16 protein-coding genes, 1 other RNA gene and 1 pseudogene are annotated in these 20018 nt (G+C 57.0%); 3 read left to right on the top strand and 15 right to left on the bottom strand.

Annotated elements, in window-relative coordinates; all coding sequences use genetic code 11:
- The first annotated feature begins 5 nt into the window (after positions 1 to 5).
- Both AFERRID_RS16240 and AFERRID_RS16370 read left to right on the top strand, forming a co-directional pair.
- A pseudogene (locus tag AFERRID_RS16240) lies at positions 6 to 790 on the top strand (cation diffusion facilitator family transporter).
- Complete coding sequence (locus tag AFERRID_RS16370; RefSeq protein ID WP_456263957.1) at positions 736 to 972, top strand: cation transporter dimerization domain-containing protein; 237 nt, start codon at positions 736 to 738, stop codon at positions 970 to 972. Before AFERRID_RS16240 ends, AFERRID_RS16370 begins: the two are co-directional and overlap by 55 nt.
- A gap of 71 nt (positions 973 to 1043) precedes the next feature.
- Here the strand turns inward: AFERRID_RS16370 and AFERRID_RS11230 are convergent, their stop codons facing one another.
- From AFERRID_RS11230 to AFERRID_RS11210, 6 genes are all read right to left on the bottom strand, one after another.
- A complete protein-coding gene (locus AFERRID_RS11230; protein ID WP_126605216.1) occupies positions 1044 to 1685 on the bottom strand; it encodes a c-type cytochrome in 642 nt (213 codons plus the stop codon).
- Positions 1686 to 1699: 14 nt separating this feature from the next.
- The gene (locus tag AFERRID_RS11225) at positions 1700 to 2641 is read right to left on the bottom strand and encodes a hypothetical protein (protein ID WP_232027541.1); all 942 of its coding nucleotides are present in this window, start codon (positions 2639 to 2641) and stop codon (positions 1700 to 1702) included.
- An 80-nt stretch (positions 2642 to 2721) separates the two neighbouring features.
- The gene (locus AFERRID_RS15705; protein WP_232027540.1) at positions 2722 to 3135 is read right to left on the bottom strand and encodes a hypothetical protein; all 414 of its coding nucleotides are present in this window, start codon (positions 3133 to 3135) and stop codon (positions 2722 to 2724) included.
- 572 nt (positions 3136 to 3707) lie between these two features.
- Complete coding sequence (locus AFERRID_RS11220; RefSeq protein ID WP_126605215.1) at positions 3708 to 4922, bottom strand: glycosyltransferase; 1215 nt, start codon at positions 4920 to 4922, stop codon at positions 3708 to 3710.
- A 33-nt stretch (positions 4923 to 4955) separates the two neighbouring features.
- Positions 4956 to 6140: a glycosyltransferase family 4 protein gene (locus tag AFERRID_RS11215; protein ID WP_225981979.1), complete on the bottom strand. Its 1185-nt coding sequence runs from the start codon at positions 6138 to 6140 to the stop codon at positions 4956 to 4958.
- Positions 6141 to 6286: 146 nt separating this feature from the next.
- A complete protein-coding gene (locus AFERRID_RS11210; protein WP_172959371.1) occupies positions 6287 to 6532 on the bottom strand; it encodes a DUF2934 domain-containing protein in 246 nt (81 codons plus the stop codon).
- 200 nt (positions 6533 to 6732) lie between these two features.
- On the opposite strand from AFERRID_RS11210, the gene AFERRID_RS11205 reads away from it, so the two are divergent.
- Entirely contained in the window at positions 6733 to 7554 is an 822-nt protein-coding gene (locus AFERRID_RS11205; RefSeq protein ID WP_113525719.1) for a UDP-2,3-diacylglucosamine diphosphatase, read from the top strand.
- 423 nt (positions 7555 to 7977) lie between these two features.
- Here the strand turns inward: AFERRID_RS11205 and AFERRID_RS11200 are convergent, their stop codons facing one another.
- The 9 genes from AFERRID_RS11200 to ssrA form a co-directional block, all read right to left on the bottom strand.
- Positions 7978 to 9036: an HNH endonuclease gene (locus tag AFERRID_RS11200; RefSeq protein WP_126605214.1), complete on the bottom strand. Its 1059-nt coding sequence runs from the start codon at positions 9034 to 9036 to the stop codon at positions 7978 to 7980.
- Complete coding sequence (locus tag AFERRID_RS11195; RefSeq protein WP_126605213.1) at positions 9036 to 10832, bottom strand: restriction system-associated AAA family ATPase; 1797 nt, start codon at positions 10830 to 10832, stop codon at positions 9036 to 9038. Before AFERRID_RS11195 ends, AFERRID_RS11200 begins: the two co-directional genes overlap by 1 nt.
- Positions 10829 to 12421: a restriction endonuclease subunit S gene (locus tag AFERRID_RS11190; protein ID WP_126605712.1), complete on the bottom strand. Its 1593-nt coding sequence runs from the start codon at positions 12419 to 12421 to the stop codon at positions 10829 to 10831. The genes AFERRID_RS11195 and AFERRID_RS11190 overlap by 4 nt, the downstream gene beginning before the upstream one ends.
- Before the next feature lie 5 nt (positions 12422 to 12426).
- Positions 12427 to 14085, bottom strand: a complete 1659-nt coding sequence (locus tag AFERRID_RS11185) for a type I restriction-modification system subunit M (protein ID WP_126605212.1) — start codon at positions 14083 to 14085, stop codon at positions 12427 to 12429.
- A 2-nt stretch (positions 14086 to 14087) separates the two neighbouring features.
- On the bottom strand, positions 14088 to 14387 hold the full coding sequence (locus AFERRID_RS11180; protein WP_113526631.1) for a KilA-N domain-containing protein: 300 nt from the start codon (positions 14385 to 14387) through the stop codon (positions 14088 to 14090).
- Between the two features lie 79 nt (positions 14388 to 14466).
- Positions 14467 to 17277, bottom strand: a complete 2811-nt coding sequence (locus AFERRID_RS11175; RefSeq protein ID WP_113526632.1) for a type I restriction endonuclease subunit R — start codon at positions 17275 to 17277, stop codon at positions 14467 to 14469.
- 350 nt (positions 17278 to 17627) lie between these two features.
- A complete protein-coding gene (locus AFERRID_RS11170) occupies positions 17628 to 18677 on the bottom strand; it encodes a Fic family protein (RefSeq protein ID WP_113526633.1) in 1050 nt (349 codons plus the stop codon).
- Positions 18678 to 18767: 90 nt separating this feature from the next.
- The gene (locus AFERRID_RS11165) at positions 18768 to 19046 is read right to left on the bottom strand and encodes a type II toxin-antitoxin system TacA family antitoxin (protein WP_126605211.1); all 279 of its coding nucleotides are present in this window, start codon (positions 19044 to 19046) and stop codon (positions 18768 to 18770) included.
- Between the two features lie 561 nt (positions 19047 to 19607).
- Positions 19608 to 19971, bottom strand: a transfer-messenger RNA (tmRNA) gene (gene ssrA / locus AFERRID_RS11160).
- Positions 19972 to 20018: the final 47 nt, after the last annotated feature.

The raw sequence follows: 20018 nt of genomic DNA, 5'->3' as shown, positions 1-20018 counted from the left end.
GCCATATGGCACACAACCACACCGATCATGCAGAATCCCCGCATACCCATGCGCCCCCTCATGATCACGGGCACCGCCATGGAGCACATGGTCATGCCCCCGTGAATGGCCGTGCTTTTGCGATCGGCATTGGACTCAATCTGAGCTTCGTATTGACCGAGGCGGTGTTCGGGGTGCTTGGGCATTCCCTCGCGCTGCTGGCAGATGCCGGCCATAACCTCAGTGACGTTCTGGGGCTGCTCATGGCCTGGGGAGCGAGTGCCCTCGCCAACCGCCCCCTTCGGGGCGATTTACCTATGGACTACGCAGTTCGTCCATTCTCGCGGCGCTGGCGAACGCCGTCTTTCTGTTGGTGGTCACCGGCGGCATCGCCTGGGAAGCCATTGAGCGGCTGCTGCACCCGGCCTCCGTAGCAAGTGTCGTCGTAATCGGTGTGGCGGCCTTCGGGGTAGTGATCAACACGGGGACGGCCCTGCTCTTCATGTCGGGACGAAAAGGCGACTTGAATATCCGTGCGGCGTTTTTGCACATGGCAGGCGACGCAGCGATCTCTTTGGGCGTAGTGGTGGCGGGGATCGTGATGCTGTTCACCCACTGGTTCTGGCTGGACTCTGCAGCTAGTCTGCTGATCAGCGCGTTGATTGTGATGGCTACCTGGGGTTTATTGCGTGACTCCGCCCATCTGGCGCTGCACGGCGTCCCCCGGGTATCGACATCGACGCAGTACGGGTTTATTTGCTTGGGATACCCAACGTCACGGCCGTGCACGACCTGCATATCTGGGCCATGAGCACCACCGAAACTGCGCTGACTGCGCATCTGGTCATGCCCGACTGCTATCCCGGCGATGCGCTGCTCCATGAAATCGGTGAGGAATTGCGCGCGCATTTTCAGATCGTCCATCCTACCTTGCAAGTGGAAACAGGCGATCCGGGCCATCCCTGCAAGCTGGCCGGGGAGCATCTGGTATAAGATGGCGGCAGACCTGACATGGCCCACACCGGGCGTGCCAGAATCTGCGCCTCCACCGCATCTCATTGATCTCAATGCAGACCGGACAGATAAGCCGCCACATCCTGCATTTGCCGGTTTGTCAGCTTTTCTGCCACTGGCTGCATGATGGGATTCACCCGGTTTCCATCATGCAGATAGCTTAGCTGCTGAACGATATATGCGTATCGCTGCCCGGCCAATCGCGGAAATATCCCTCGACCTGTCGCGTTCACGGCGTGGCAGGCCATACACGCGGGAACACCCTGCGCAGCGATGCCCTGCAGGAATATCTGCTTACCCGCGGAGACTCCGGGACGTGGCGAGGATGCGCTGTGCATGGGCGATTGCGCCGCATAATACTTCGCAACTGACTGGATTTCCTTCTGACTCATGGCCTGCGCGACAGGCCACATGTAAATCTGCGCATTTTGATCCGCACGGGTATGCGCCTTGAACTGCTTCAGTTGCCATGCCAGATATTGCACCTGCTGACCACTCAGGCGCGGAACCATCGGATAGATGGTATTTTCGCCGGTCTGGCCGTGGCAGATCATACATGACTGATGGACAGATTGTGGCACCTGCGCCAGTGCTGGACCGGCGCTCCATATCGCCAACGCTACGGCGGCACTGCGAATGACACCCTTCTTTTTGGAAGGAGCGAAACGATTCGATGATAATACAAGATACATAGCCCACCCCCTCCTTAAAATGATATCCAGGTCAGCAGCTCAAGCGTATTGTATGCCGAAGCGCCGAAACTCGTGGCCGTACTGTTCGTCAGCCCGCGAAATTGGTTAAACATGGTATACCGCAACGAGAATCTGGTGTTCCACCAGGGCAAATAAGACGCCTCGATCCATTCTCCGTTGGTATCCGGAGATCCGTTATCGGAATAGCTCGTTCCCCAGAGATCAGGGTTGGCAGAACCCCAGGTGTCCAGATATCCACCAGATACACCATAATGATCATGGTACCAGTAGGAACCATTTATATTGAGGGAATTGAGATTTCCAGTTGTAGAACTTGAAAGAGTAGTACCTGGACCAAATGTCTGGTCCTCGTGTATCCAGTCCGCGTGCAGCGTGACATTGCTGTTGTCCGCCGTATCCAGCCATTGCAATTGGCTATCCAGATCATAATCATCGAAACTGTCTACCGGACCGCCTTTGGTGTTGGGACTATCGTACAGGCGACTCCACATCCCATAGGTACCGACTTCCCAGTTCCAGTTACCCCAGTCGCGCTGATAGGCCAGACGAACATAGGGGGCGACACCCTGCATTCTGCCGTCATTAGCATATCCGAATGCTCCTCCGGAGTTCGGCTGTACACCAATACCGTCCGCGTTGGTGTATCCGTCCGCCTCGAAGTAGAGCCAGTTGGCCTTATCCTGCCCAAAAATATAGGCTTCGTAAGTGCCGATACCCGCAAGAGGATAACCGGCGCCATGCGCCCCTTCGATAAAGGTGGTGGGTATCTGCCGGATGGCACTATATTTGGAACTCGAGAATGGCGCATACCAGTCTGGTACCGTGTTGTAGATGTCCGGCTCGGTCGGTGTATTATTCACTTCGACACCGGTGATCAGCAGTTGATCGGGACCCAGGTTCCATGGGTGCGCCCAACGGATGTCGCTGTCATCCATACCGAAACCGCCTCGGCCGCTGTATGTCAGATGCAGGAATGCACCGATATGGGGGGTGATTTCCCCCGCATAGAATAAACTCACCTGTTGCGGAAATTGAATGTCATTCTGGTTACCCGGCGGGTTGGATACCCCCGCCCCATTAAAGGCCTCCTGGCCCCGGCCACATTGGCATAGCTCGCCTGAAAAAAAATCGAAAACTGTGACACACGCATCAGCAGAAGTGCGGTGCTTTTTCCAAACTTTGCTTCCAGCTTCTGCTGCCGCTGAACATTATTACTGGTATATCCCAGCAGCTTGAACATACGACCCATGGGGGTGAGTTGAGGATAGGATGTATGGCACGTTGCGCACGACCAGCCAGTCTGACGGGCGAATGTCGGCAATGCCAGCGCATTGCCCGAACATGCGGCCGCCCCAACCATAAATGTAGCGCATGTAGCCCAACGAATTTTGTGCTTCCACTGCATGCTGCTCCGCGACTGAATTTTCATATTTGATCTCCCTTTTTGATGTTTCTGCCTTTGTTGCCACTTCGTTAGCAATTCGCGCCGAAAGATAAATCCCCCGACATCGAAATATCCCAAATATTACGAACTGCGACTTGCCTTGTTAGCATTCACAAACATGGTAACTAACTGATACATATTCACAAAAGAACTACGGCCATCGCGCTGCTCGCCTTTGACCGCAATACGCAGTCCTGCGACCACCGCACAGGCACTCCGCCTGATTGGGACCAGAGCGTATGGAAAACCCATCTCCATCAGTACTCGATGCCGAACAGATGCATGTAACGAATATGTTAACATGCGTTTATCGTTTTGTATGCTGCAGATGTAATTCTTTTTCAGCCGAATGTCAACCAATCGACAGGATTGATCCGCAACAGATTCGCCATGCTATTAAATAGGATAATAATCAATTAGATAAATGATTAATAAATTATTCTATGGACACATCATTTAATATTGGGATTCGTGCTTGGGCACCAACTCGAAAAACCGCTAACTAATCATGAGGACCGGGAGGAGGACCGCGCGGTATCCGTTGCATATCTGGATGATCATCTGGAGCTGGTGCGATGAGGGACGGATGATGTACCCGCGGGGTTCGAAGCAGACTTGCCGCCCGCGACGGCAACAGCGTAAAACGCCTGCAGGCGTTCAGCCATGGCCGGCTCGGCCCATTGGGTGGCCAGTTCTCTGGCTTCCTGCGCCATCCGCGCGCGCAGCACGTCATTGGACAAAATGCCGGCGCAGACCTCGGCAAAACCGGACGCTTGGGCCGGTGCGGCTCGTGTGCCGCGGCCACTGGTCACAAAGTCCGCAGCACCCATGGCCGCAATGGCGACGAGGGGTAGCCCCGCCGCCAGGGCTTCAAGCAATACCATGCCCTGCGTCTCGGTTTCCGAGGCGAACACCAGAAGATCGGCGGCGGCATAGGCATCCCGCAGGGCCGTGTCGTGGTCCAGATAGCCGAGAAAACGAACCTGCTCCGTCAAATCCTTTTCGACGACCTGCTGTTCCAGGGATTCCCTGAAAGGGCCGTCGCCCGCCAGCAGCAAGAGGATACCCGGAAAAATCGCGCGCAGGTGCCCGACCACTTCCACCAGCAGGGCGATGTTCTTTTCGGGAGCGATCCGCCCGGCATAAAGCAGCACCAAACGGTCTGCCGCGATGCCGTGGCGATCGCGAAAGGCGGACCGGTCCCCCGTTGTCTGGGCAGTCAGATCAATGCCGGTGGGGATGACCCGGATCGGGGTATTGACGCCGTAGCCCCAGAGCACAGTCGCCATGGCCATGGAGGGCACGATCACACCATCCACCGCCTGGCACTGCTGACGTGAGGGGATCCGGGCCAGGGCGAGACGCAGGATTTTGGGTATGCCTGCATAATAGTGACCGATGTAGGCCTCAAAATAGGTGTGGTAGGAGCTCAGGACCGGTATCTCCAGCCTACGGGCCAGATGGGTACCCATATAATGGGCGGCAAAGGGGGTTTGGACATGCAGCAGGTCATAGCCACGGGATGCCAGCTCACGGGTCATGCGCAGGAGTGCCCAAGGCCGCATCAATCGCTCTTCGGGATAAAAACCCGTTTTCCAAGCCGGCACACGCATGATGCCGGAATCATCGCTCGGCACGGAAGACCCATAATCGGGGACCAGCAGATCCACCGTGTGTCCAAGTCCCTGCAGCCCGCTACGAAAGCTGCGAATCGAGGTGGCGACCCCGCTGATGCGGGGGATATAGGTATCGGAGAGCATCAGTATGCGCATCGGAGTATCCTTGCGAAAGTGATTCAAGTGTCATCACGGCGGAGCGAGTTCGGATCCTAGTTGTTCGCGATAGGCGGCTTCGAGCACGTCGAAACTGTGCATCCAGCTCTGGGATTCGGCCCGCAGACGACCGGCCGCACCGAACTTTTGGCGGAGACCGGAATCTTTGCTGAGGAGTTGTAACATGGGGGCCCAGTCACTGCCCGGGGGCAGGAGCAATCCATGAACAGCATCACTCACCTGTTCGTTTACCCCAGGGCAATCATAAGCGAGGATCGGCAAGCCGCTGGCTTCGGCTTCGAGCACCACATTCCCGAAGGTTTCACTGCAGGAGGGGAAGCAGAACAGATCGGCGCTGGCATACCAGCGCGCCAGATCCATGCCCCGCTGCATGCCGATACAGAGAATGCCTTCCTCGGAGAGGCGGCTGAACCCTGGGCGCAAGGGACCGTCGCCCACCAGCACGAGCACCGCTCTAAGACCGTTCCTGCGCAGCGTGCGAAAGGCGGTGATGAGCGGCGTGAGATTCTTTTCGGGAGCCAGTCGCCCCACATACAGCAAGAGTCGGCCCTCCGGCCCCAGGCCCAAGCTTTCCCGCAGCGCATCGTCCCGCCATTGGGGATGAAAACGCACGGTATCCACGCCTCTACCCCAACGGCGTACTTGCTGAAATCCTTGGGCCTGCAGACGATCCAAGGTGCTCTGGCTGGGCACCAGCGTGAGTTTGCCCGCATTATGAAAGGCGCGAAGATAAATTCTCGCCCCGTGGCCCAGCAGGGATAACCCGTAATGTGCGGCGTACTGATCAAAATTGGTATGGAAGCTGGTTACCGCGGGAATGTGCAGACGCCGTGCGGCGATGAGGGCGGCGAGGCCCAAAGGACCTTCCGTAGCAATATGGACGATCTCGCTGCCCCAATCCCGCAAGCAGCGCTGCAGGATGATAGGGGTGGCACACCCGATGCGCACCTGGCGGTAAAAAAAGAGGGGCAGCGCGGGCATGAGGCCCGGACTCGGGGATTCCCCCGCCTGCCGTGGACGGATGAGGGTGACCTCATGACCTCGGGCCTGCAAGGCCTCGACGGCGCGCCCCAGGGTAATGGCCACCCCATTGATCTCGGGCGGGTAGGTCTCCGTAACCAGGGTGATCCGCATCGCGGTTTCCGTCATGCGCCGCTGGTCTCGGGCGAGAACCGGACAGCCGTGATCGGCGTGCATACCAGCATCTCCATCAGAGCTGCTCCCGCCATTCCATGCGCTACGGCCATATTCAGTACCTGCCCATACCAGCGCAAGGCGTGCCCTCCAAGCTACTGTGAGAAAGGTTTCTTACCCACGGACGGGTGCTGTTGAGCGTCACCACCCTACTGGCCAGCGGCAAGCCCTTCCCGGTCTATGTCCTGTTCGGCGGCGAACCAACAGGCTTCCGTCTGGTCGGCCGGAAATCCTTGCTGTTCCGCCAGAAAATAGGCGGCCTCGGCGATCCGGCGATGCCGAAGCTCGGGGTCACTCACCATCGGTGCGACTACGGAAGCAGGCGTTTCGGGGAGCGGAACGGGACTGAACGGGGCTTGTTCATGGCTATCCGGTGTTTCGTGCATGGAGGTCATGGCATTCTCCTGAATATCCGTAGATGGGCGACAGCAAAGTGTCATCGTGAATCATACCGAGCGAATGTGACAGTTTCGTGAACGTCTGCGGAATACCTGACCTGCGCTCGGTCTGATGTCGACCTAGTGCATCTCTTCCCAGGTTTGCGGCTATACTACCGGGGCAAAAATCCTCAACCTCGACCTGACCAGGGGGTCTCATGCCGTCGCACACTCCGCCGAAGAATGCTGAGGAGCCGCTCGGTGTCTCCTGCCGCGCCATTTTTATTTCCGATGTTCATTTGGGCACTCGAGGCTGCCAGGCGGAGGCGTTGCTCTCCTTTCTGCGTCATTATCACTGCGAATACCTGTATCTGGTGGGAGACATACTCGACCTCTGGCAACTCAAGCGCCGCTGGTACTGGCCGCCCACGCACAATACGGTGGTACAAAAGATCCTTCGTCTCGCCCGGCATGGGGTGCAGGTGCGCTATGTACGGGGCAACCATGACCCGGTTTTTGAAATGCTTTCCGATCTCGTCCCCGTAGAGGGGGAGCGTATCCTGCTGGGAGATATCCAGATCGTGGACAGATGCGTTCACGAGACAGTCGACGGCCGCCGCCTATGGGTGATCCATGGGGATCAATTCGATGTGACGATGCGGTACGCCCCCTGGCTTACCCGGCTCGGGGATCACGGCTATACGCTGCTCCTTTTCATCAATCGCCGGTATCAATGGGCAGTACGCCGCATCGGTCTGCATAGCCGCTGGTCCCTGAGCGCGACCATCAAACGCCGCGTCAAACAGGCGGTGCAGTTCATTGGCGACTATGAACAGGTCTTGGCGCAGGCATGCCGCCGGGAGGGCTACGAAGGGGTCATCTGCGGCCATATTCATCATGCGGAGATCAAGGAAATCGAGGGCATCCTGTATCACAACGACGGCGACTGGGTGGAGAGTTGCACGGCGCTCGTGGAACACGCAACGGGGCGCCTGGAACTGGTGCATTGGGATGGGGAATCCCAGGTCCCCCGGCATTGAGGTACCCATATGTCTCGGAACCAGCCGGAGCACATCGGCCACAGTTAGGTAATCACGTGACACGACGTACTTCGCCAACTCACGGTGAGGCTGTCGAGCTCATCGAGGCTGGAGGCGAACGCCGCCATCCCGTGATATCTGAAAAATCCGGTGCTGAGCGACGATGACCTTGTCCGACCCGCCACGTCAATAACGCGACTTTCACGAACCGCCTACACCTGTCACCGGCCGATTGGAGATAGGCTGCACCAGCCAGACTGGCAAAATCCCAGAGTAAGACCAGAAGATAGACAAAGGCTGGGACGAAAAATAAAGTCCATAAATATCATTTTATTACGCCATGTCGTTGGTGGCGGACCGTTGACCATGTGCCAACTGGCCTCCCGAGATTATGAGCACTGGTGCCGATTACTGCAGAAATTCTCAAAGAACGCCGATCTGCCGGCACGCCTCGAGAAAAGGCTGTCTAAGGAAATTGCAGTCGGCGTACGGTCGGCTTTGCGCCTGCTGGGCGCGCATGTTCAAGATGTCGTCGGGTTGTTTATCGTAAGCCTGGCATTCATCGAGCACCTGGGTCAGCCAGTACTTGCCGTCATTTTCTCCGCAGAGTTTGGCTTTGTAGCGCTCGTCAATGCCGTACACGTCCTTCCAGGTGTCGATTTCCTGACTAATGTCAGCAGGGCCGAATTGCAGCATGATGTCCGCCGGCGTCAGATTGTCGATATCTGAGTGCCGCAAGGTCACCTGGATATCAATGGCTTGGCCCGCAGCAGCGTACGGGTAGAAGACTTTGCGCCGCCCGGCATCGTTGCGCGCGGGATCCTTGCTTAACTTGTAAGTACTGTTGCATTCATGGCAGGCCGGGGCCAGATTGCGAAAGTTGATCGAGTTGAATGGGTACAGCGCCTTGGGCAAGTAATGGTCGTAGGCCTCCCGTTTGCTGTGATGCGTGCCTCTGATATCGCCGATGCCGCAAAACGGGCATTTTCCTTCCTTATTGGTGGACACAAAGGTTTGATAGTGATCGTCAATGTCACCGATCTTGGCGCGCAGTGCAGCGAGGTCCAGCAGCGACTGTGAGTACAAGCCCTTGAAAAAGACGGCAAGTTGCTCGGCAAGGTCTTTGTGGGGAACAGCGATGTCGGCGTACCGGACGAGGTGTGTAGCCGGATCATTGGCGCACACTTTTTCTAGATCGTTATTGCCCTGATACCACTGCTGAAACTGGTTGATCTGGGAGGGGGACAGTGCCGAAAACAGACCGTAGATTCGTTCCACATGGCCATAAAAGAAATCGGCACCTTGCGCGTCGGAGTAATAGAACGCTTCCATCACTTCGCGCAACTCTGCGTTGGCGTCGAACAGGTGCAGGCCAAAGGGGACCCTTGCCGGGGCCTTGCACCACACCTCGTAAAAGATGAAGTCGATGAACGCCTGCATCTTTTCCATTTTGTGTGGCACATAGGTGTACGGAAACAGCATCAGTCCTGCGCCTCCCCAGTGCCCGACTGATCGCTGCCAAGGATGGTATTGATCAGCAGCACTTTTTCCACCGAGTCGCCGAGTTGCTGGTGAATCGCCGTGATCAACGCTTCCTTGTCTTCGGAGCCCTGTTCAAAGCGGGCTCGGAACTTCTCCAACTCGATCTGCGCATGGCCACCGATGGTTTCGCGCTTGCCGAAGGTGTTCATGGTGATCTTGTTGATCGAGGCGCCCAGCGTGTTGTAATCCGGGCGGCTGATGCTGACCGCGCCGCTTGTTTTGTCCTTGGCAAACACCAGCACCTTGTCCGGCTTACTGTCGGAGATCAGGAACGGCGAATGGGTGGTGATCAGCATTTCCTGCCCCACATTGCCCGTACCAGGCAGGCACTGGCGCAGGCGGGTGATGAAATTGGAGCGCCAATCGGGATTGAAATGAGTTTCTGGCTCGTCGAGCAGGAACAGGCTGTTGGTCTCTCGAAACAGCAGGCACAAGCCGAGGCTGTGCAGCAACTGGTGCTCACCGTCTGACAAATCTTTCAACATCATCGACTGCTCAACACCCTGCTTGCTGAAGCGCACAAACTCGAAACACATGATGCGTTCATCGGAAGCCAGCGTCGGCACCGTTTCGCTGACGTAGTGGCTGGTGGATTGATACAGATCGGCCTTGAGCGCATCGCTCACGGAATATAGATTGAGTGTCAACAACACCTGAAAGGCCTGGAACAGCGCCAGCGGCGAACCATCGAAGTTCTCGCGGAACGCCTGCCGGGTGTCGTCATTCACCCAGTAGTCGAGCACCAGCGTATCCGTGGCCTCATCAAGGTAATGCAGGCTCGCGCAGCGCTTGAGGGCGCTCACCACCAGAGAGGATTTCTCGTCGCCTTCCAGCACATACATCAGGTTCAGGCGGTAACGGGTGCTGCCTGCGTCGTCCGTTTCTGCGCGCAAGGCGGGGTTGCTCTTGACGATGTCATCAAGCGACTGGCGCTGATTCTGGTCCTCGCTGGCGAAGGCGGCCAATTGCTCGGGCGCAAGCAGAACGCTGCGGCGGATGATGATGCGGAACTCCCGCAATACCTCGATGCCCACATCCTCGTGGAAGGGCTGAAGCGTGGCCTCGTCTTGAAACAGCAGATTGCACAGCAATATGGCTTGGCTGAAACCATTGTCGAGGTGGTAAGCCATCCGTGTTTCCGGGTGGCCGGGGTACGGCAGTTGCTGGGTCAGCACATTCCAGTATTCGTCGAACTGCACGAAACGCAACTTGAAGAAGGGCAAACTGAGGATTTCGTTCTCGCCCGACGAATAACCCAGCACATACTGGGGCGTCAAGAGAGCAAGAGGATCAACACTTGGATCTCGGTATATATCTGTATTGAAATCGGTCCAGCCCTCCTCCCAATAAAATGCGAACCGTTTACCCGTTTTCTTTCTCAGGCACACTTTGGCCCAGTCGGGGCTGCCCGGTTGCACATAGTCTGCGGGGAGCTGAATCAGGTAATCCAGCTCAAACGCCACCGGCGAAAACTCCTGATCGGCGTTCTGCAACTCCTCGGGTAGAAAACTGCGGCGCCCCCGCAGAATTTCTATCTGAAAGAAGATTGCCGCCAGCGCTTCGAGTAGATTGGACTTGCCGCTGCCATTGGGGCCGGCGCAGACGAAGGGCGCAAAGCCGTCGGGCTGGGCCAGTTCGTCCTGCAAGCTCCATTCAGTGCGAAAGTGATGCTCAAAACCACAGGGCAGGCTGCGAAAGCCCGCCGGGTCGGTGATCTTGAGGCGCAACAGTTTCATGCCTGCACGGCCTTGAGCTGGATGCGGTTGCCTGCGTCATCAAACGCCTGCGACAGCGTGCCAGCGGCAAGTGCCTCGAACACCCAGGCCTTGATGTGCTCGTAGTCGTGGGCGCCCAGTACGAAATCGTTATCCGGGTGCAGTTCCGCCAGCCGGGTTTGCGCCGCCGCCATGAGGTGCTGCACCGAAAACGGTGCGTTGCCCAGTTGGCCGCAGTAGGCCTCGAGCCACTGCGAGATTAAACCCTCGCGCGCCTCAGCGCTCTCCAGCACCGCCAGCAAGTTGTCGGTGTCGGGCAAGTTGATGGCCAGGCCCTGTTCGGCGGGGGTGTGTAAGGGTTCTGCTGCCACGCTTTTCTCTTCCTCAGTTTGTATGCCTGGCATGGGCACGCGCGACAGATCCAGCTCGCCCTTGAATGCCTGCTGGCTCAGTGCGCCGTAGAGGGCTTCGAGATCGGTGAGGCTCTGCTGGTAGCGGGATTTGATGCCGTCGATTTTTTCGACGACGGCAGAGAAATTTTTCTGAATGCGAACCGGCGGGCATGGCACATCAATCGTCATGAACTTCTTCATAGAAATATTCAGCATCGAATCATGTCCGCCACTTGCCAGACTTCTTACCACATCTCTATATCGCTCATTTTTCAGCAAGTAATTGAAAAACTGTGCGTTAATAAATTCTGTATTGAGCGTCAGAACCCATAACTTATCTGGTAGGAATAGCTGGTTGTAATCATGAGGAACAATGCAACATGCAGCCACCAGCTCGACTGTGTTTGCGCGACTAAACAGGAAATCCCCACGCTTAACAAACCGAACTGCCTTCGTTATCTGTGCTGGATTAACAACTTTAAACTCAGTCGGATCAAACGTGCCCTTCGTTACTGCGCTAATTTTTAGCACTCCGACTTCGTCAGGGCTCGCGAAGGCCCTGTCTTCACCCCCGTAGCTCGTACCTGAAGAAATATCAAAAACTGCTTTTTCGCAGGGATGAATATCCCACCCCTTCTCATTCCGCACTGGATCGCCAAACATCTCCAGAAACACGCTCTTGAGCAGGTTGTCGAGTTGTTGCAGGTATTGTTTGCGCTGGGCGATCAGTTCTTCCACTTTGCCGAGCAGATGGGCAATGCGGATTTGGTCGTCGCGCTGTTCAGGCACAGGAATTTCGTAGCTCTGAATGTCACCGAGACTGATTGCCGGATAGGCAGGGTCTTTAATCAGCACCGAAGGCGGGAAGCGCTTTAGGGCCAAACGAAGGTAGTCCGCGTGAGCACTACCGTTCGGGATCAGCGTTGCCAAATGGCTGACGACATAAGCAGGATTATCAAGTACGTAAATTCTGTCCTTGGTGGCAGACATGCCACTCTTTGCAAACAGAATTGTGCCCTTTGGGTAAGTTTTCAGCTTCCGCAGCTTTGCTGTTTCGTCGCTGACAAGCTCAAGATCAGACTCGCTTTTCCCCGATAGCAGGCTATCCAAGCTGCCGGCACGAACAAACGGTATTCCGTGGTCAGAAAATTCATCGTCCTTAGGTGCTGCCTGCCCTGCTGAAACGATAGCAAGTTGACTCAGCGGGGTTTGCTTCATTGGGGTCATCCCACCATCCTCTTCAACTCCAGCAACTCGCGCACGATGCCGCTCTGCACCTTGGCGAGTTCCGCTTCGTCCACATCACCCACCTCCGCCTGAATCAGTCGCTCCAGAATCACGCCCGGCGCGTCGTAGTGCACCTCCTCGAACACGTCTTCCTTGTAGCGGGAGAGCGAAAGGTCGTAGCTCTCGGCCTCGATCTCGGCGCGTGGCACCATAAAGCATTTCGCCGTGCGGTCGGTGTCGGTGGCGGGGTTGCGGGCGTGGTAGCTGGCGATGATGTCCTGCAGGTCGCCAAAGCCTTCCTGCTTGCTGCGCTTGTCGTCCAGCGAATAGCCGTCGGCGGCCATTTCATAAAACCAGACGTGTTCGGTGGCGGGTTGGGTGACTTTGTCCTTTGGCCCCCAGACCTTGGTGAACAGCAGGATGGCGGTACTGACCCCGGCATAAGGCTTGAACACGCCGCTGGGCAGGGTGATGACGGCCTTGAGGTCGCAACGTTCCACCAGCAACTGGCGCAGGCTTTTGAACGCTCCGCCGGAACCGAACAGCACACCCTGCGGGACGATCACGCAGGCGGTGCCGCCTTTTTTGAGCAGGCGGTAGATGTTCTCGACGAACAGCAGTTCGGTCTTGGTGGTGCCCAGTCGCAGGTTTTCGTTGATGTCGCCCTTGTCGATGCTGCCGGTAAAGGGCGGATTGGCCATTACGATGTCGTATTCGGATTCCTCGGTGTAGCTCTTGCTGAGGGTGTCCTTGTAGTCGATGTGCGGCTCGTCAATGCCGTGCATCATCAGATTCATCAGCCCCAGGCGCACCATGGTGGCGTCGATGTCGTAGCCCCAGAGTGAGCTGGATAGAATCGCCTGGGCTTTTTTGGTCAGGGAGGCAGCGACCGAAGTGCGCACGAAGCCGTCTTCATCAGGTGTGAGGCCTTTGGTACCGGCCTTGATGGCCAGTTGCGTGACGATGTACTGGTAGGCACCGAGCAAAAAGCCGCCAGAGCCGCAGGCCGGATCGGCAATGCGGTGGCCCATTTGCGGCTGCACCAGATCGGCCATCAGCTTGATGATGTGGCGCGGGGTGCGGAACTGGCCGTTCTTGCCGGCGGTGGCGATCTCGGACAGCAGCATCTCATAGACATCGCCCTGGATGTCCTGAAAAGCCTGGCCTTTTTCCTGTGAGTCCTTCTCCATGATCTCGAAGATGTCGTCGATGGTTTTCACCGCTTCCACCAGCAGGGCCGGCTTGGGGATGATGAACACGGCGTTCTTCATGTGGTGGGTGAAATTGGATTCGGTGCCGTTCAGGTCCTTGAGGAAGGGGAAGACCTTGGTCTGCACGTGCTGCAGCATCCCTTCGGCCTGCATGCGCTTGAATTCGCTCCAGCGCAGGCTGCGCTTGTCGATAGCGAATTTTTCCGGCTCCGGCTGATTGCGGTATTCGGGCGGAATCCAGTTGCCTTCGAATTTGGAGACGTACTTCTCGCCCGTCCAGTCGGCATCGGCCTGACGCTTCTGGTCCAGCTCGTCGAGCCGCTTCATGAACAACAGGTAGGTGATCTGCTCGATGGCGGTGAGCGGATTGCTGATGCCGCCACTCCAGAATTTGTCCCAGAGCTGGCCGATCTTGCTTTTGAGTTCGGGGTTGTTCTGTAGCATGGTTATTTTTCCTCCAACTGCTTGACGTTTCTATCGGCAAGCAGGAGTTTCATCTGGTGAATGGCGGTCTGACCGGATTGACTTTTAATTGTGGCGAATTCGCCATAATTAAACGCAGGGTTATGCACCTGTTCCCAAATTCCGAGGAACTCGACGGTGTTCCGGTTCCGCAGCCAGTCCGAGATAAAGAAATCTCCGTCCTTGGCACGGAGCATGTCGGTCAGGGAAATGAAATCAAGGTCGCCATCCGAATAGACCGTTATCTCTGTGCCTTTTACCGATATTTTAGAGTTCTGCTTCATGGCCTCTCCATTCAACCGTCTCGAAGTCGACACGGATATAATCTGCGACCATCTGCGGTTTCGTTTTGGTGCCAATTCATCAAGCCGCCAACTGTTCCGTAAGCTGTAAGATTTCGTTGATTTCGGCCGGGCTAAAGACGCCACGAATCCCCTGTGGGTGGATGACCGTGAACGGCGCATTGATAAGGTCTTTCTTCTCGACCTTCTCGCGCTCGATGATGAAGCCTTTGAGCAGGTTCAGGAACTCCAGTTGACGGCTGGAAAGGTGCGTGTGCTGCCCGATGAACTGGTCGAAGGCTTCGCTGACCGTTTCGGGGAAGCTCTTCAGGGTCTTGATGCCGAGGATGTGGAGGATGAACTGGATGAAGCAGGCCTTGCGGTTCTTGTAGACCTGGCGCAGCAGATCTTCGGTGATGTGGGGGTGTTCAGCATGGAGCAGTTCAGCCAGTTCAAGGGCCTCGTCAGCCGAGACATCCTGACCATTCTTGAGCTTTTGCAGGATGGGACTGTGCGCGGTCAGTTCCGCGATCATGGTTTCGACCATCTCGCGGTAGCGGCTGATGCTGACCGCTTCGTGCTGGGGGCCGAACTCGACCATTTCTTTGCGGTGGATTTCATCTTTCAGGTCGAGGTGCGTTGGTCCGGGGCCGGTCTGCTGCTCACGGAATTTCATCAACGGACCAAGGCGCATGTTCAGCTCGTCAAGGGCATCTTCCATCTCGCCAGTATCCGTTTTACCCCAGTAGTGGTTGCTCTGAGCGGCGCGGATCAGGGTTTCTTCCTGCTTCACGAAACTGACCGTAAGCGGCAGTTCGCTGATCTGTTCGACGATGCCTTCCTTGAGAGTTTCGGCTTGTTCCATGTCTTGATTCAGAACGGCCAGCGAATATTCCAGCAGGTCACGCTCGAAACGCATGGCCTTGAAGTCGGTCTCGGACATAGTACGGAACAGCGGCTTGATTTCAGCGCGCAGGAACTCCAACCGTTCGTGGCTGAGGCTGATCCAGAAGTTGTCATCGTCCAGCCGCGCCAGCGCGGCGGCGGCTTCCTGGATCACCACCGATTCTTTCGGTAGTGCGGCAATCTGCTGGCGGAGCTTGGCAATTTCCCGCGCAGCGACTTCGGCATGGCCGCTGTCATTGGCCTTTTCGATCTTGTCCAGTCGCAGGCCCACCAGCCGCACCGGCAACGGCAACTGTGGCTTGAGTTCCTTGCCCTTGGGGTTGAGCTTGAAGTATTCGAAGTTGTCCCAGCAGTCGAGGATCAGGAACACGTCTTTTTCCAAGCACCAGGGCTTGGGTTTGCTGGCTTCCAGCAAACGCGTGCCGCGTCCGACCATCTGCCAGAACTTGGTATAGGAATAGACTGGCTTGGCGAACACGAGGTTGACGATCTCGCGCACGTCGATGCCGGTGTCGAGCATGTCCACGCTGATGGCGACGCGCGGCAGGTCGTTGTTGGTGAATTGATCGAGCAGGCCGCCTTTGCCGTAGACGCGTGGATCGTCGGACACCAGCACCTTGGCCAGCTCGCCGTGGTATTGCGGGTAGAGCTTGTCGAAGATTTCTTCCATGCGCCTGGCGTGGGCCTTTGTGGCGCAGAAGAAAATGGTCTTGCCCGGCAGCACGCCGTTGGCGTCCTTGATGGCTTCTTCCATGAATTCGCGGACGATCAGGGTGTTGGTGCCCTTGTTGATCACCTGCTTTTCGAGCTGGGTGCCCTCAAAGTTGATCTCCTCGATTTCTTTACCCTGCAGGATCAGCTTTTTCTGGTCTTCCAGCGAAATGGTGCGCTTGCTGATGCCTTCCATCTGAAACTTGGTCTGAATTTTCATGACCTGGAAATTGCAGAGGTAAGGCGGCACGTTGTTCACGGCTTCTTCATAGGTGTAGGCAAAGGTCGGCAGGCCATCTTCACAGTGGAAAAGCCGGAAGGTGTTGTGATCGATGATGTCGGTCGGTGTGGCCGTCAAACCCAGGGTGATGGTTTTGAAATAGTCGAGCACCTCGCCGAAGGTGTTGTAGATGGAGCGGTGGCTTTCATCGACGACGATGAAATCGAAGAAGTGCGAGGACAGGCTCTGCGCCTCGTCCCGAATGATGTTGAGCATCGTCGGGTAGGTGGCAACGTAGATGCGGCGATCTGTGGCAATCAGCTTTTCACCCACATTCGGCCAGCGCGGCTCGTTGGGCATGTGCTCCTTGAAGGCCGCCAGCGCCTGCTCGCGCAGTGCAATGCGGTCGACCAGAAACAGCACCTTTTCGACATGACCTGCGCGCATCAGTGCATCGACCATGGCAATGCAGGTGCGGGTCTTACCGGTGCCGGTGGCCATCACCAGCAGGAAATCGCGCTTTTTCTGTTCGATGCCTTCGAGTACCGAGCGAATGGCGCGGATCTGGTAATCACGGCCGGCAATCGAGGTGTTGATGAGCTCCTGCGTCAGTGGCTTGCGATTACGACGGATGTAGGCGAAGCGTTCCAGATCGTCGCGAGTGGGAAAGCCGACGACCTTGCGCGGCGGGGCATTCTCCAGATCCCAGAAATAGGTTTCGTGGCCATTGGTGTAGAAGCAGAACGGCAACTCACCGCCCAACTGCCTCTGGATGTTGTAGCAGTACTGCTTGGCTTGCTCGCGGCCGATGGCGGCATCGCGGCTGGTTTTTTTGGCTTCGATCACTGCCAGTGGCTTGCGGTCTTTGCCCAGCAGGACATAGTCGCTAAATTGGTGGCCCTCATAGGGGGTACGTGCTTCGGCAACACCTTCGGGCAAGGCGGTGAGGATGTCGAATTCCTCGACGACCTGCGTGGGGTCTTTGACATTCCAGCCAGCTTGTGAGAGTTGTTGGTCAATGATCTCTGACCGGGTTTGCGCCTCGGATTTGGTCATGAGTTACCGCCCTCCCAATACCGAGCAACACCGATTGCGGTAACCCAAGGTTCAGTACTCATGGCATTGACGTTCAAGGATATCTCAAAGTCGTTTTAAATCGTTATCAGTCTACCAGACGGCCGTATTGGCGACCACCTTGAGATACCCGCGATTGCTTGGTCGAGCTTGATCGGCCACGATCCGGACGCGATCCGTTGGGGCCATATGGGTAACCTCAGGCAGGTGGGTCAGGCGCTAGCGGGGGCATAGACCAAGGTGCTGACCGCCAGTGCATCGAAGGCCTTGCTGCGCTCAGCGTCGATCCAGGTTCAGTTCCAAACGCGCAATTGAACCCGCGTCCGTTACTGTCAGCGCAGGGCGTACCAGACCCCTCGGCCACTGCCGCGCTGGTTCATCGTGCCGCGCTCGACCAACGCACGGAAATGCTGCTTCAGCGTGTTGCGACTAGCCCCAGTCAGCTTGATGGCCTCGCCGATGGTGACGCGGCCGTGCTCCCGGGCGAACTCGACGATCTGTAGCTGCAGTTCCGGCATGGCCGCCAGCACGATCTTCTCGCGCTCGACCTTCTTCTCCAGGCACCGAACCTGTTCAGCCAGCGAGCGCAGGAAGAAAACCAGCCACGGCTGCCAGTTCGGCGACTCCGTGCGGATCGTGCCCTGCGTCTGCCGCAGCGCCAAGTAATAGGCTTCCTTGCTCTGTTCGACCACGCTCTCCAGCGAGCTGTACGGCACGTAAGCGTACCCGGTCTGTAGGAGCAGGAGCGTGGTCAGCACCCGGGAGAGCCGTCCGTTGCCGTCCTGAAAGGGATGGATCTCCAGGAACACGACGACGCACAGGGCGATGATCAACAGGGGATGTAGCCGGGCCGTTTCGCGCTCCTGGTTCACCCAGGCCACCAACTCCGTCATGAGGCGGGGCGTATCGAAGGGCGAGGCTGTCTGGAACACGATACCGATCCGCGCGCCGGTTTCGTCGAAGGCGGCGACACTGTTCGAGTTGGTCTTGTAGTTGCCGCGATGCCAGGCATCCTTCTCGCTGTGGCGCAGCAGGATTTGGTGCAACTGCTTGATGTGGTTCTCGGTGAAGGGGATGCCCTGCCAGGACGAAAATACCAAGTCCATCAGCTCGGCATAACCAGCTACCTCCTGCTCGTCGCGGGTGGCGAAGGACTTGATTTCCAGGTTCGACAGCAACTGCTCCACTTCCCGGTCGGACAGCCTGCTGCCTTCGATGCGGGTGGAGGAGCCGATGCTCTCGATGGTGGCCACCCGGCGCAGGGCCGACAGTCGATCGGGCGCGAGCGTGCCCAGGGCGCGCCAGGCGCCCTTGAACTCGTCGATCCTGGCGATGAGGCTGAGGATTTCGGGGGTAATCTGGAGGGTGACGGTTTTCAGCATGAACCACACTTTACACCAAAAACACACCCATTTACACCCATTTTCTGAGGTGCATCCATTTAGACGCCCAATTACACCCATTCACACCGCTCAATCCAGAACCCCGGGCTCACGCAGCAATTTTTTCAGGCGCGGTTTGCTTTGCACCGGACGGTCCAGCGCTTCCTGGAACGCCTGCCACCGCGTGTCGTCCAGCACGAATTGACGACGATCTGCCAGCGTCTGCGCGGCCGCCGTCACGCCTGCGTCGAGCAGGAACTCGCTGACGTTCTTATGGCAGGCGCGTGCGGCTTCTTGCAGCAATTGCTTGACCGGCGTGCTGGCACGAACGTCAATGCGTTCGGTCTTGGAAAGATTCAGGGTGCTCACGGTGCCCCTCCGGACTGATCTTGGATGCCCTTACTGTAGTCGTCCGGACACTGTCCCGACAAGGTGTTTCTCCCCTTGGTCCTCATCCAGGCACATACATCCGTGTTGCAATCTGTCGGTAGCGATCGATAACTACCGACAAAACGCAACGACGGCGTTTCCTTTGCCACCCGATGCTGCGATCCAACCGCTTGATTCGTAAGCTCGTAAGCCATTGATCTGTATGGTGATGAGTTGCGGTCTTTGCGGTCTTCGGGCCAGTTCCAGGGAGCGAGGTCGGAGCGAGAAATAGCCAGGAGAGAGTGGAATGCGGCGCGAAACGGGCTGACGGGCTGACGGGCTGGCCGCTGAATATCGCGTATCTCCGGCCACCGTGACACCTGGACCCGAAAACCGCCGACCATATCGCCCCGTGCCGCGTCATGCCGGATCTTCGGATGCAGGGGTTTTTCTTTGGGTGGGGGTGATACCTACCGAGAACCAAGGGTAAGACGAAAAGTAAGACGCGGCCAAGAGTAAAAAAATAAAGCCCCTAAATATCAGGGGCTTACTTACCGTGATTGGTGGAGGCGGCGGGAATTGAACCCGCGTCCGCAGTACCTAGACCACCGGATCTACATGCGTAGTTTGTCTTTTGGCTTTAACCGCACCGCCCTCCGACAGACAGGATGACGACATGGCGATTCTGCTTTAATTTAGCACGCACCCCACAGACTAGAATGCGCACGATTCCGTGTTTCATGACCCTCCGCGCGCCTTTCAGCTCCGGATCCACAGACAAATCCGGGCAGAGGGCTCACTGCTTAAGCAGCGAGAGCGTAATTGCTGTCGTTGGCAATTATGAATCTGCGACCAGTTTTAAGAGCGAACCGCAGCTCTGCATGCACCGAAGGCTTCGCGACCTGCGTCGAAGCCGGTCGCCCCCTATTCACTTCGTTGGACAAGAATACGACCTAAAAGTTGCGCAAGCCA

It is taken from the genome of Acidithiobacillus ferridurans (assembly GCF_003966655.1).
Classification (GTDB): domain Bacteria; phylum Pseudomonadota; class Gammaproteobacteria; order Acidithiobacillales; family Acidithiobacillaceae; genus Acidithiobacillus; species Acidithiobacillus ferridurans.
The sequence above is the reverse complement of the archived record's forward strand: the minus strand, read 5'-3'. Positions and strand labels throughout refer to the sequence as shown.